At 69.3% G+C, this 12,199-nt stretch carries 14 protein-coding genes; 5 read left to right on the forward strand and 9 right to left on the reverse strand.

Annotated features, from left to right (window positions below; genetic code table 11):
• Positions 1-39 precede the first annotated feature (39 nt).
• Positions 40-540 (forward strand): MarR family winged helix-turn-helix transcriptional regulator, encoded by a 501-nt coding sequence (locus tag ACTMO_RS0112430; protein WP_019855016.1) that lies wholly within the window; start codon positions 40-42, stop codon positions 538-540.
• A gap of 116 nt (positions 541-656) precedes the next feature.
• On the opposite strand, the gene ACTMO_RS0112435 is transcribed toward ACTMO_RS0112430, so the two are convergent.
• The 9 genes from ACTMO_RS0112435 to hemW all read right to left on the reverse strand — a co-directional run bounded on the left by ACTMO_RS0112435 (position 657) and on the right by hemW (position 9,225).
• On the reverse strand, positions 657-1,025 hold the full coding sequence (locus ACTMO_RS0112435) for a hypothetical protein (RefSeq protein WP_019855017.1): 369 nt from the start codon (positions 1,023-1,025) through the stop codon (positions 657-659).
• Positions 1,018-2,346: a hemolysin family protein gene (locus ACTMO_RS0112440; RefSeq protein WP_019855018.1), complete on the reverse strand. Its 1,329-nt coding sequence runs from the start codon at positions 2,344-2,346 to the stop codon at positions 1,018-1,020. Before ACTMO_RS0112440 ends, ACTMO_RS0112435 begins: the two co-directional genes overlap by 8 nt.
• 13 nt (positions 2,347-2,359) lie before the next feature.
• Positions 2,360-2,911: an rRNA maturation RNase YbeY gene (gene ybeY / locus ACTMO_RS0112445; protein ID WP_019855019.1), complete on the reverse strand. Its 552-nt coding sequence runs from the start codon at positions 2,909-2,911 to the stop codon at positions 2,360-2,362.
• Positions 2,908-3,981: a PhoH family protein gene (locus ACTMO_RS0112450; RefSeq protein WP_019855020.1), complete on the reverse strand. Its 1,074-nt coding sequence runs from the start codon at positions 3,979-3,981 to the stop codon at positions 2,908-2,910. Before ACTMO_RS0112450 ends, ybeY begins: the two co-directional genes overlap by 4 nt.
• Positions 3,982-4,255: 274 nt before the next feature.
• Complete coding sequence (locus ACTMO_RS0112455) at positions 4,256-4,615, reverse strand: histidine triad nucleotide-binding protein (RefSeq protein WP_019855021.1); 360 nt, start codon at positions 4,613-4,615, stop codon at positions 4,256-4,258.
• A gap of 64 nt (positions 4,616-4,679) precedes the next feature.
• Complete coding sequence (locus ACTMO_RS0112460) at positions 4,680-5,420, reverse strand: 16S rRNA (uracil(1498)-N(3))-methyltransferase (RefSeq protein ID WP_019855022.1); 741 nt, start codon at positions 5,418-5,420, stop codon at positions 4,680-4,682.
• Between the two features lie 80 nt (positions 5,421-5,500).
• Positions 5,501-6,679 carry a molecular chaperone DnaJ gene (dnaJ, locus tag ACTMO_RS0112465; RefSeq protein WP_019855023.1) on the reverse strand — a complete coding sequence of 393 codons (1,179 nt, stop codon included), beginning with the start codon at positions 6,677-6,679 and terminating at the stop codon, positions 5,501-5,503.
• A gap of 89 nt (positions 6,680-6,768) precedes the next feature.
• Positions 6,769-7,794 carry a heat-inducible transcriptional repressor HrcA gene (gene hrcA / locus ACTMO_RS0112470; protein WP_026449171.1) on the reverse strand — a complete coding sequence of 342 codons (1,026 nt, stop codon included), beginning with the start codon at positions 7,792-7,794 and terminating at the stop codon, positions 6,769-6,771.
• A 204-nt stretch (positions 7,795-7,998) separates the two neighbouring features.
• Entirely contained in the window at positions 7,999-9,225 is a 1,227-nt protein-coding gene (hemW, locus tag ACTMO_RS0112475) for a radical SAM family heme chaperone HemW (RefSeq protein ID WP_019855025.1), read from the reverse strand.
• A 132-nt stretch (positions 9,226-9,357) separates the two neighbouring features.
• Here hemW and ACTMO_RS24115 point away from each other — a divergent pair, with 132 nt between their 5' ends.
• The 4 genes from ACTMO_RS24115 (at position 9,358) to ACTMO_RS0112490 (ending at position 12,186) form a co-directional block, all read left to right on the forward strand.
• Positions 9,358-9,450, forward strand: coding sequence for a putative leader peptide (locus ACTMO_RS24115; RefSeq protein ID WP_342670108.1), 93 nt, complete (start codon positions 9,358-9,360; stop codon positions 9,448-9,450).
• 113 nt (positions 9,451-9,563) lie between these two features.
• A complete protein-coding gene (locus ACTMO_RS0112480; protein WP_019855026.1) occupies positions 9,564-11,276 on the forward strand; it encodes a nitrite/sulfite reductase in 1,713 nt (570 codons plus the stop codon).
• Positions 11,273-11,464, forward strand: a complete 192-nt coding sequence (locus ACTMO_RS0112485; RefSeq protein WP_019855027.1) for a hypothetical protein — start codon at positions 11,273-11,275, stop codon at positions 11,462-11,464. The genes ACTMO_RS0112480 and ACTMO_RS0112485 overlap by 4 nt, the downstream gene beginning before the upstream one ends.
• A complete protein-coding gene (locus ACTMO_RS0112490; RefSeq protein WP_019855028.1) occupies positions 11,461-12,186 on the forward strand; it encodes a phosphoadenylyl-sulfate reductase in 726 nt (241 codons plus the stop codon). The genes ACTMO_RS0112485 and ACTMO_RS0112490 overlap by 4 nt, the downstream gene beginning before the upstream one ends.
• The last annotated feature ends 13 nt before the right edge of the window (positions 12,187-12,199 follow it).

Genomic DNA, 12,199 nt, shown 5'->3' on the forward strand with positions numbered 1-12,199 from the left:
CAATTCTTGCCCCGTGCACGTCAATGTGAAAATGGCGACATGAGTGATGAGAAGCCGCCACACGGTGACGAAGTGGACGCGATCACCGAGGCGGTGCTGACCGCGTCCCGGTTACTGGTGGGAATCTCGGCGAAATCGGTCGCCGCGGTTGCCGGGCCGATCACACTTCCCCAGTTCCGCCTGCTGGTGGCACTGGGCTCCCGGGGGCCGCTGAAACTGGTGTCGCTGGCCGAGATGCTCGGCGTGAACCCCTCCACGGCCACCAGAACCGTGGACAGGCTCGTCACGGCCGGATGGGCCGAACGGAACAGCAACCCGGACTCGCGCCGGGAGATCACGGTGGGTCTCACCACGGCCGGTCGCGATCTGGTGGACCGGGTCACCGAGTACCGCCGCGGCGAGATCGCGGCCATCGTCGAACGCATCCCCCACGAACAGCGCGCGGGGCTGGTGCAGGCCCTCCAGGCGTTCACCGAGGCGGGGGAGGAACCCCCGCCACGTGCCTCGCCCTACGACGCGGGGCTGACGCACTGGACCTGAAGAGTTCTCGCGGAACGGTTCCCGACATCGCCGGACTCCGGCACACCACACCCGACCGATCCGGAGGGTCGTTACTCGAAGGCCTCCGGGCGAACCTCCCCCGGCTGTTCCCCCGACTACTCGACGTCGCGGGTCACGTCGGAGACGACGCCCCCGCCGTCGGCCCGGAACACGGGAACCCGCCTGCCCAACGCCCGCACCGCGGCCAGCGAATCCGGGTCGATCTCCGTCCCGTCGGTGACCAACGCCGCGGCCTCCAGCCCCTCGGCACCGCTGGAGGCGGCAGCCGCCACGGCGGACTGCAGGGCGCTCAGCCGCAGCACACCCAGATCCACGGTGCATCCCGTGTAGGTCCTGCCGTCGGTGTCCCGTACCGCCGCCCCCTCGGTAGCCCCGATCCGGGCCCGGGCCGACCGGGCCAGCGTCACGATCTTGGAGTCCTCCGCGTCGAGCTGCTCCGGAGCGGGCTCGATCCGTTCACCCATGATGGGCTTCCCTTCCTTCCTCACCGTGGTGCGCACCGGTGTCCGCGGCCCTGCCGACCAACAACGCGTTGATCCGGATGCGCCCCCTGTGGTCCTTGCCGCCCTCCGCCCGCAGACGCAGCCCGGAGATCTCGGCCTCGGCACCGGGCAGCGGGACACGTCCGAGACTGTGCGCCAGCAGCCCCCCGACCGTCTCCACCTCCGAGTCGTCCAGCTCCACCCCGAACAGCGCCCCCAGATCGGACACGGGAAGCCGCGAGCTGACCCGCACCCGTTCCTCGTCGAGCCACTCCACCGGGCGGTGCTCCTCCCGGTCCGACTCGTCGGTGATCTCGCCGACGATCTCCTCGATGATGTCCTCGATGGTGAGCAGACCCGCCGTGCCGCCGTACTCGTCCACCGCTATGGCCATATGACTGCGCGAGAGCTGCATCTCCTTGAGCAGCTCGTCCAGCCGTTTGGAGTCCGGGACGAAGCTGGCCTGACGCATCAGCTCGGCCACGGTGGGCTCGGGTGAGTCCGAGGCGGAACGCTCGGCCAGCGCCCTGGCCGACTCCTTGAGCGTGACCACGCCGACCACGTCGTCGACGCTGTCCCCGATCACCGGAATACGGGAGAAACCGGAGCGGAGGGCGAGTGTGAGGGCCTGCCGCGCCGACTTGGTACGTTCGATCCAGATCATCTCGGTCCGCGGGACCATCACCTCTCGGGCGACGGTGTCCCCCAGCTCGAAGACCGAGTGGATCATCTCGCGTTCCCCGGCGGCCACCACGCCACGCTCACCGGCCAGGTCGACCAGTTCGCGCAGCTCCACCTCCGAGGAGAACGGCCCCTCCCGGAAACCCCTGCCGGGGGTGATCGCGTTACCGACGAGGATCAGCAGTCTCGTCAACGGGTTGAGCACCCGCGCCAGCAGGGCCACAGGCCCCGCGAGGACGAGCCCCACCCCGTAGGGGTGCTGACGGCCGATGGTGCGCGGCCCCACCCCGACGAGCACGTACGAGACCACCAGCATGATCAGCACGGACAGCAGCACAGCCCAGCCGGGAGAGGAAAACGCGCGGAGCACCACCACAGTCACCAGCACGGTGGCGGTCAACTCGCAGGTCAGCCGCAACAGCAGCAGCAGGTTGACGTGTCGGGGGCGGTCGGCCAGCACCCGCACGAGCTGGCCCGCCCCGGAGCGCCCCTGCCGGAGCAGCTCCTCGGCCCTGGCCCGGGACGCCGTGCCCACGGCCGCGTCGGCGGCCGCGAACACCCCGGCGGCCAGCACCAGCAGCACCGCCCAGAGAATCAACCACGTTCCCGCCGGAAACAACAACGCCGCACCCGTCTTACCGCTCGGTGTCCTCGCCGGACTCCTCCAGTCCGACCACCCCGAGCACCCGGGAGTCGGCGTCCCGCTGCTGTGCCGCGCGGTCCGCCTCCGACTTGGCCTCCCGGAACTCCGCCAACAACCGGTTCTGCAGCGCGAACATCTCACGCTCCTCCTCCGGTTCGGCGTGGTCGTAGCCGAGCAGGTGCAACACGCCGTGCACCGTCAACAGATAGAGCTCGTCCTCCATCCGGTGTCCGGCGTTGCGGGCCTGATCCCTGGCGAACTCCGGGCACAGCACGATGTCACCGAGCATCCCCGGATCCGGCTCCGTGGACTCCGGGGCACGGGGGGTCTCGTACTCCTCCAGCGGGAAGGCCATCACGTCGGTGGGACCGGACAGGTCCATCCACCGCTCGTGCAGGTCCGCCATCACGTCGAGCTCGACCAGCACGATGGAGAGCTCCGCCAGGCTGCTGACCCCCATGCGGTCCAACGCGAAGCGAGCCACGGAAACGATGGTCGTCTCCGGAACGCTGACAGCCGACTCGTTAGCGATCTCTATGCTCATGCCCGTTTCCGTGCTCGGTCCTCGAACTGCCCCGCCGAGGAGGTGTCCACCCCGGCCTCCTGCAGCGCGTGCCAACGGTCGTAGGCGTTGACGATCTCCCCTACCAGGCGGTGACGCACCACGTCCTGGCTGTCCAGGGTGCAGAAGTACACGTCCTCGATGCCGTCCAGGATCTCACGAACGACTTTCAGCCCACTGCGTTGGCCTCCGGGCAGGTCGATCTGGGTCACGTCGCCGGTGACCACGATCTGCGAGCCGAACCCCAGCCGGGTGAGGAACATCTTCATCTGTTCCGGCGTGGTGTTCTGCGCCTCGTCCAGGATGATGAAGGCGTCGTTGAGCGTACGACCCCGCATGTACGCCAGCGGAGCGACCTCGATGGTGCCCGCCTGGGTGAGTCGCGGGATCGACTCGGGGTCGACCATGTCGTACAACGCGTCGTAGAGCGGACGCAGGTAGGGGTCGATCTTCTCGTACAGGCTTCCCGGCAGGTAGCCGAGTCGCTCCCCCGCCTCCACGGCGGGCCGGATCAGGATGATCCGGTTGACCTCCTTGGCCTGCAACGCCCGCACCGCCTTGGCCATCGCCAGGTACGTCTTTCCCGTACCCGCCGGACCGATACCGAACACCACGGTGTTCTCGTCGATGGCGTCCACGTAACGCTTCTGGTTCGCCGTCTTCGGACGGATGCTGCGTCCACGTCTGGACAGCACGTCCATGCTCAGCACGTCGGCGGGAGAGTCACCGTTCTCGGTGGCGAGCATGGACACGCTGCGCCGCACGACGTCCGGACTGAGCTGGTTGCCCTTGGAAACCAGCTCGATCAACTCGTCGAACACGTGCTCGGCGAAGGTGACCTGGGCGGACTCCCCGGTGAGGGTGACCTCGTTGCCCCGCACGTGCACGTCGGCGTCGAGAACCTCCTCGAGTGTGCGCAGGTTCTCGTCCCGGGAACCGAGCAGGGCGAGGATCGCCGTGTCCGGGACGGTGCGACTCGACTGGGTCCGCTGGGTCCGGGGTAGCTGCTCTCCCGTCCGGGGAGCCTCCCCATCCGCTGCGATTCCGGCCACGCTGTTACCGGCCTGCTTTCTGCGCTTTCCGCGCGGTCAGTTACTGGATCCCTTCCACCCCGATGGTAGAGCAACCGACAACTCGCCCGCCGCCACGCGGGGTGTCGTGCCCCTCGCCGTGACCGGCGGCGGTGGTAACGATCCTCCCCTTCGGAAACCCCGGGTCGGCGGCCCGCCGGACGGAGTCCGGGGACACGGAGCGCTCACCGCTTCCGCCTCGCCGGCCGCACCGGGCGAGCACCGACCCGGTTACCGCGAAGGCTCCGGCCGGTGCTCAGACCGGCTCGGCCAGTGCGCCCAGTTGCCGCCCGCCCAACAGGTGCAGGTGCACGTGGAAGATCGTCTGCCCCGCGTCCTCGTTGGTGTTGAACAGCAGACGGTACCCGGACTCGGCGATCCCCTCGCTCTCGGCGATCTCGGCCGCCACCCGGACGAGCTCGGCCGTCAGCTCCGGGTCGTGGGTGGCCAGCTCGGCGGCGTTGCGGTAGCGCTCGCGCGGGACGATCAGCACGTGAACCGGGGCCTGCGGGTTGATGTCCCGGACGGCGATCACACGCTCGCCCCGGTACACGAAATCGGCGGGGATCTCCCCGGAGATCATGCGCTCGAACAGTGAGGCTTCGTTGTCGACCATGCCCGCAGACTATCCGTGAGACGCTCTCCGCCCGAAGAGTGATCCACGCCGGGGCGTACGCCGCTCACGCCCACCGTCCCGTCAGAGCTCCCAGGGCACCGAGCGCCACCGCCCCTGCCGTCGAGGCGCGTAGCACCTCGGGGCCCAGGCGGACCGGCCTGCCCCCCGCCGCGCACAGCGCGCTCAGTTCGGCCTCGGTGACTCCCCCCTCCGGGCCCACCACGAGCGCCAGCCGCCCGCTGTGGGGAAGGGTGATCTCCGGCAGGGAGCACTCCCCCGACTCGTGCAGCACCAGAGCCGCCGTGTAGTCGGGCAGGAACTCGGCCACCGCGGCGGTGCCGACCGGTTCCTCCACGCTCGGGACCCACGCCCTGCGCGCCTGTTTGGCCGCCCGCGACGCGGCGTTGCGCCACCGTGTCAGCGCCTTGGCACCGCGCGGACCGTCGTCCCACTTGGCCACACAGCGCTCCGCCCTCCAGGGGATGACCGAGTCCACCCCGGCCTCGGTGGCCAGCTCCACGGCCAGCTCCCCGCGATCCCCCTTCACCAGCGCCTGCACCAGCTCCACACGGGGTTCGGAGGGGGGAACCTCCCGACGCTGCCGCACCTCCAGCTCCAGCGCGTCCTTGAGCACCTCCACGACGCCGCACTCGGCGAGTCCGCCGCGCCCGTCCGAGAGCACCAGCCGTTCCCCGGAACGCATACGGCGCACGGTAGCCGCGTGTTTGCCCTCCGGGCCGGTCAACCGGGTACGGGACTCGGCGGGCAACTCGTCGACCGAGAACACCGGCAGCGTGGATGACATCGGAACTCACTCACTCGGGGGAGACGGACAGGATCACGGACGAGATCCGAAGGCGGCCACCCGTGGGGGCCGCCCGCATCTCACCGGTGACCGAACCCACGGAACCGGGAGAAGATCCCGCCCCGGTGCCCGTTGCCGCTCGCGCTGACGGTGGGTTCGGGCTGTTCCTCGCCCCGGCTGGAGGCGAGCTGCCGCAGCAGGTCGGCCTGGTGCTCGTCCAGCTTGGTGGGTACGACCACGTCCAGGTGCACGTGCAGGTCGCCGTGACCGCTGACCCGCCCGTTGGACCGCAGCTTGGGCAGCCCCTGCCCGTCGAGCACGTACTCGGTTCCCGGCTGCGTTCCCGGTTCGACGGTGAGTTCCTCCTCGCCTTCGAGGGTCTCGATGGTCACCACCGTGCCCAGCGCGGCGGCCGTCATCGGCACCTGCACGGTGCAGTGCAGGTCGGCGCCGTCGCGCACGAAGCGCTCGTGCGGCTGTTCCTCCACCTCGACGAAGAGGTCGCCCGCCGGGCCACCTCCCGGGCCGACCTCGCCCTCACCGGCGAGACGGACCCGCATCCCGTCCCCGACACCGGCCGGGATCTTGACGGTGATCGTGCGGCGGGAACGCACCCGCCCGTCGCCTCCGCACTGCTGGCACGGATCGGTGATGACCTCACCGAAGCCCCGGCACACCGGGCAGGGCCGTGAGGTCATCACCTGCCCCAGGAAGGAACGCTGCACGGACTGGATCTCACCCCGCCCGTCGCAGGTGTCACAGGTGGAGGGAGCCGTTCCCGCGCTCGAACCGCCACCCTGGCAGGCGTCGCACACCACGGCGGTGTCGACCGTGACGTCACGGTTGACTCCCCGGGCGCACTCCTCCAGGGTCAGTTCCAGGCGCAGCAACGCGTCGGAGCCCTGCTGGACCCGGCTGCGGGGTCCCCGACCCGCGGCCCCTCCGGCACCACCGCCGAAGAACGCGTCCATGATGTCGCCAAGACCGCCGAAACCGGCGAACGGGTCGCCACCGGCACGCGCTCCGGCCGCACCGCCGCCGTTGTCCATCGGATCGCCGCCCAGGTCGACGACCTGACGCTTCTTGGGATCCGAGAGGACCTCGTAGGCGGTGCTCACCTCCCGGAAGCGTTCCTGGGCACCCTCCTCCTTGTTGACGTCGGGGTGCAGTTCCCGCGCAAGCTTGCGGTAAGCCCGCTTGATCTGATCCTGGGTCGCGTCCTTGGATACCCCGAGGATCCCGTAGTAGTCCTTGGCCACCTTGTGCGTTCTTCCTCTGCTCGTCTAGCGGGTACATGCCGAAGATTCCCGGGGGACGGGTGCCGCTCGACACGCCTGCCAGGCGGGGGTCACCGTCCCGCCAGGATCTCTCCCACGTAGGACGCAACGGCACGAACCGCTGCCATCGTTCCCGGATAGTCCATCCGAGTGGGGCCGACCACGCCCATGCCCCCCAGCACCGTCCCATGGGAACCGTAACCGGTGGAAACGACCGAGGTGCTCTGCATCTCCTCGGCCTCGTTCTCCATCCCGATCCGGACCGTCACGCCCTCGGAGTCCCGGGCGGCGGCCAGCAGGCGCAGCACGACCACCTGCTCCTCCAACGCCTCCAGCACCTGGCGCAGCGACCCCGGGAAGTCCGCGACGTTTCGGGTCAGATTGTGGGTACCTCCGAGGACCATGCGTTCGTCGGGGTGTTCCACCAGTGTCTCGATGAGCACCCCGCAGACCCTGGTCATGATCTCCCGCAGCTCCGGAGGTGCCTCCTCGGGAAGCTCGGAGACCGAGGCGGAGGCGTCGGCCAGCCGTTTGCCGACCATGGCCGAGTTGAGCACGGTCCGCAGTCGCGAAACGTCCTCGTCACCCAGGACGTCACCGAGGTCGACCATACGCTGGTCGACACGTCCGGTGTCGGTGATCAACACCAGCATCAGTCGCGCCGGAGTGATGGTCACCACTTCCACGTGCCGCACCGTCGACTGGGTCAACGTCGGGTACTGCACCACGGCGACCTGCTGGGTGAGCTGGGCCAACAACCGCACGCTGCGCCGCATGACGTCGTCGAGGTCCAGCGCGCCCTCCAGGAAGGCGTGGATCGCCCTGCGTTCCGGGGAGGTCAACGGCTTGATCTCGTGCAACCGGTCGACGAAGGTGCGGTACCCCTGGTCGGTGGGGATCCGACCCGCGCTCGTGTGCGGCTGGGCGATCAGGCCTTCCTCTTCGAGCACGGCCATGTCGTTGCGTACAGTGGCACTGGACACGCCGAGATTGTGCTGTTCGACGAGCGTCTTGGAACCGACCGGCTCGTTGGTGGACACGTAGTCGGCAACGATCGCGCGTAGCACCTCGAAACGGCGCTCGTCCGCGTTCACCAGCGTCACCTCCTCCTCCGGCGCGTCCTCACTCGCGGACACGTCCGACTCGGCACACACGGGTTCGTGCCTGCCGTCCACTGTCCGAGTTTACGGTGTTTCGGGCTCTCAGCCGAGAGGTGCGGTCGGGAGTCGGCGGGAGACCACCCCTTACGGGGGCGGATCTCTCGGCCCCGCCCGTGGGAAGGCCCGCCCGAGGGGCCGAACTCATCCGATCAGACGCCGTACGACCCCGTCGGCCAACAGCCGCCCCCGGTCGGTGAGCACACACCGGCCCGCGCGCAGCGCGTCCCGCCGGAGCAGCCCGTCCTCGACGGCCCGGCGGGCCTCGGACAGCCCGGTACCGTCGAGCACGTCCACGGGCAGTCCGCTGTCCAGCCGAAGCTCCAGCATGATCCGTTCGACGCGCCGGTCCTCGCAGGTGAGCACCTCCCGACCCGCCGCGGGGGAGATCCCCTCGTCGAGGGCCGCCGCGTAGCGCGCCGGGTACTTGAGGTTCCACCAGCGGACCCCGCCGACGTGGCTGTGCGCCCCAGGGCCCGCCCCCCACCAGTCGCCGCCCCGCCAGTAGCCGAGGTTGTGCGCACACCGCCCCTCCGGGCGAGCGGCCCAGTTCGAGACCTCGTACCACCGGAACCCGGCCTCGGACAGCGTTCCGTCGATCAGTTCGTAGTCCTCGGCGAGTACGTCCTCGTCCGGTTCGGGAAGCTCTCCTTTCCGAACCCGCCGGGCCAGGGCGGTACCCTCCTCCACGATCAGTGAATAGGCCGAGACGTGGTCCACCCCGGCCTCCAGCACGGCGTCGAGGGTCGTGCGCAGATCCCCGGTGCTCTCGCCGGGAGTACCGTAGATCAGGTCCAGGCTCACGTGCTCGAAGCCGGCCGCCCGGGCCTCTCCCGCCGCCGCGACGGCACGCCCGGGGGTGTGCCTGCGGTCCAGCACGCGCAGCACGTGCTCGGCGGCCGACTGCATCCCCAGCGAGACCCTGGTGTAGCCCGCCTGTCTGATCCGCTCGAACAACTCGGGGGAGGTGGACTCCGGGTTCGCCTCGGTGGTCACCTCCGCACCGGGTGCCAGCCCGAAGGAGTCGCGGACCGCCTCCAGCACCTCGGCCAGTCCCTCTCCTCCCAGCAACGAGGGAGTCCCGCCACCGACGAACACCGTCCCCGCGCGGGGAGCCGCCTGCCCGCCGAGTACCCGCGCTCCCAGCAGGAGTTCACGCCGCAGCGCGCGCAACCACCCGCCGGTGCTGCCGCCACCCCCGTCCAGCTCGTCGGCCGTGTAGGTGTTGAAGTCGCAGTAGCCGCACCGGGTGGCGCAGAACGGCACGTGCACGTAGACCCCGAACGGACGTTCGCCGAGCCCCTCGAACGCCTCGGAGGGCAGGGTTCCGTCCCGGGGCGGGGTTTCGCCGGTCGGTGGATGCGCGCTCACGACTCCCAGTGTCCCAGCCCCGTCCCACCGCACGGAGCACCGAGCCCGCTCCCGAAGGTAACCCGGGTCATACTCGTCCCACCATGCGGATGACGCTGGACCACCCGGTGAGCTCCTGGCACGCTGACGAACATGGACGCGACCCCCACCGAGCTGCTGCTGGTCGCCCGCCGCTACGTGGATCTTCGCCGGGTGTCCAGCGCGCTGTGCCGTAGCGCGGGCTAGCGCGTCCCCGAGTTTCCCGTCATACCCGATTCGGCTCGGCCGAATCGTGGGTCGCTTTTCCCAGACAGTCTTTCGCTGCCCAAGCACGCCACGTCATCCCGGAGGTCGGCCGCATGGTCCCCCCGACGGAAGCACCGAGCCAGCCGAAACGCCGCGCACCGGCCCGCAGGGGCAAAGGACGCGCGGAGGGACAGTGGGCGCTCGGCTACCGCGAACCGCTCAACGGCAACGAGCAGTCCAAGAAGGACGACAACCCGCTCAACGTGCGCAGCCGGATCGAGAACATCTACGCCCGGCGCGGTTTCGACTCCATCGACCCCTCGGACCTGCGCGGGCGTTTTCGCTGGTGGGGGCTTTACACCCAGCGCGCTCCGGGGATCCCCGGAGCGCGGACGGGCACCATAGAGCCCGAACAGCTGGACGACTCCTACTTCATGCTGCGCATCCGGGTGGACGGTGGCGCGCTCACCACCGAGCAGCTGCGGGTCATCGGCGAGATCTCCCAGACCTACGCGCGGGACACCGCCGACGTCACCGACCGGCAGAACGTCCAGCTGCACTGGATCCGGGTGGAGGACATGCCCGCGATCTGGGAGAGGCTGGAGTCCGTCGGTCTCTACACCACGGAGGCCTGCGGGGACTGCCCCCGCGTGATCCTGGGCTCGCCGGTGGCGGGGATAGCCGCCGACGAGATCGTCGACGCCACTCCCGCGATCCGTGAGATAGCCCACCACTACATCGGTGACAGCTCCCTGTCGAACCTGCCGCGGAAGTTCAAGACGGCCATCTCGGGGTCTCCGCGCCAGGACGTGGTGCACGAGACGAACGACGTCTCGTTCATCGGGGTGCACCACCCGGAGCACGGTCCCGGCTTCGACCTCTGGGTCGGTGGCGGGCTGTCCACCAACCCCAAACTCGCCGTGCGCCTGGGCACCTGGGTGCCCCTGGAGGAGGTCCCCGAGGTCTGGCACGCGGTCGTGCAGATCTTCCGGGACTACGGCTACCGACGGCTGCGCAACCGAGCCAGGATGAAGTTCCTGGTCGCCGACTGGGGAGCGGAGAAGTTCCGCGAGGTGCTGGAGAACGAGTACCTCGGCCGCGGGCTCCTGGACGGTCCGGAACCGCCGCTGCCCGATGGGCCGCGGGATCACGTCGGCGTCCATCAGCAGGTGGACGGCAACTACTACGTGGGGGTGACCTCGGTCGCGGGCCGGGTGAACGGTTCCACGCTCATCGAGGTCGCCAAGGCCGCCGAGCGCGTGGGCTCCCGCCGCATCCGCACCACGGTGGAACAGAACCTGCTGGTGCTGGACGTGCCCGGCTCCGAGGTGGAGAACCTCATCTCCGACCTCGACGAGCTCGGCCTGCGGGCCCGCCCCTCGCCGTGGCGACGCAGCGTCATGGCCTGCACCGGCATCGAGTTCTGCAAGCTGGCCATCGTCGAGACCAAGAACCGGGCCACGGAGCTGGTCGAGGACCTGGAGCGCAGGCTCGCTGACGTGCAGGGGAACATGGACAACCCGGTCACCGTGAACCTGAACGGCTGCCCGAACGCCTGTGCCCGTACCCAGGTGGCCGACATCGGCCTGAAGGGGCAGCTCGTGCAGGACGAGCAGGGCAACCAGGTCGAGGGCTTCCAGGTGCACCTGGGTGGCGGACTCGGTCGGGACGCCGGGTTCGGACGCAAGATCCGTGGCCACAAGGTGACCTCGGCCGAGGTGGGCGATTATGTGGAACGTCTGGTGCGTCGTTACCTCGACCAGCGGTCGGAGGACGAGACTTTCGCCCAGTGGGCCAACCGCGTCAGTGATGGGGAGCTAACGTGAACGGGGGACGTTCCACCGAGCCCGGCCCCGAGGGCAGGGCTGTTCCGTTCTACTGCCCGTACTGCGGGGACGAGGAGCTCGTGCCGCAGGCCGAGCCCACGGGCGCGTGGAAATGTCAGGCGTGCCGCCGTGTGTTCACGGTACGACTCGCAGGATTGGCACTGACCGAGGAGGACGAGCAACCATGACCGCGGAGAGCACCCCCGACATCGGCGTTCGGCGTGGGGACGAAGAGCTTCAAGCCCTCGTGGAAGAGGCCCGTGAGCAGTTGTCCGAAGCGAGCGCCACGGAGGTGCTCTCCTGGGCGGCGCGGACCTTCGGCAACAGGATGATCGTGGCCTCCAACATGCAGGACGCCTCGTTGGTGGACCTGGTGTCACGGATTCAGCCCGGGGTGGACGTCCTCTTCCTCGAAACCGGCTACCACTTCGCCGAGACCCTCGGCACCAGGGACGCGGTCGCGCAGAGCTACGACGTCAACATCGTCAACGCGATGCCCGAACAGACCGTGGAGGAGCAGGACGCCTCCGAGGGGCCACGGTTGTACGAACGGGATCCGGGTCGGTGCTGCCACCTGCGCAAGGTGGTTCCACTGCGGAACACCCTGGCCCGCTACGAGGCGTGGGTCACCGGGCTGCGCCGGGTCGACTCTCCCACCAGGGCGGACACCCCCCTGGTCACCTGGGACGAGCGGAACAACCTGGTGAAGCTGAATCCGATGGCGGCGTGGACGGACGAGGACATGGACAATTACATAGCCGAGCACAATGTGTTGGTGAACCCGTTGGTCCCCGCGGGATACCCCTCGATCGGGTGCCAGCCGTGCACGGCCAAACCCGCGCCAGGTGAGCATCCGCGCAGTGGTCGTTGGAGCGGGTTCTCGAAGACGGAGTGCGGGCTGCACGCGTAGCGGTCCGGTGTGT

Origin of the sequence: Actinopolyspora mortivallis DSM 44261, from assembly GCF_000384035.1 — a bacterium.
GTDB classification, from domain to species: domain Bacteria; phylum Actinomycetota; class Actinomycetes; order Mycobacteriales; family Pseudonocardiaceae; genus Actinopolyspora; species Actinopolyspora mortivallis.

Bases quoted from the DNA above. Each gene is read 5' to 3' on its own strand.
- ACTMO_RS0112460 (WP_019855022.1), bottom strand. From the start codon at position 5,420: ATGTCATCCACGCTGCCGGTGTTCTCGGTCGACGAGTTGCCCGCCGAG.
- ybeY (WP_019855019.1), bottom strand. From the start codon at position 2,911: ATGAGCATAGAGATCGCTAACGAGTCGGCTGTCAGCGTTCCGGAGACG.
- ACTMO_RS0112480 (WP_019855026.1), top strand. From the start codon at position 9,564: ATGGTCCCCCCGACGGAAGCACCGAGCCAGCCGAAACGCCGCGCACCG.
- ACTMO_RS24115 (WP_342670108.1), top strand. From the start codon at position 9,358: ATGGACGCGACCCCCACCGAGCTGCTGCTGGTCGCCCGCCGCTACGTG.
- ACTMO_RS0112435 (WP_019855017.1), bottom strand. From the start codon at position 1,025: ATGGGTGAACGGATCGAGCCCGCTCCGGAGCAGCTCGACGCGGAGGAC.
- ACTMO_RS0112430 (WP_019855016.1), top strand. From the start codon at position 40: ATGAGTGATGAGAAGCCGCCACACGGTGACGAAGTGGACGCGATCACC.
- ACTMO_RS0112490 (WP_019855028.1), top strand. From the start codon at position 11,461: ATGACCGCGGAGAGCACCCCCGACATCGGCGTTCGGCGTGGGGACGAA.
- ACTMO_RS0112455 (WP_019855021.1), bottom strand. From the start codon at position 4,615: ATGGTCGACAACGAAGCCTCACTGTTCGAGCGCATGATCTCCGGGGAG.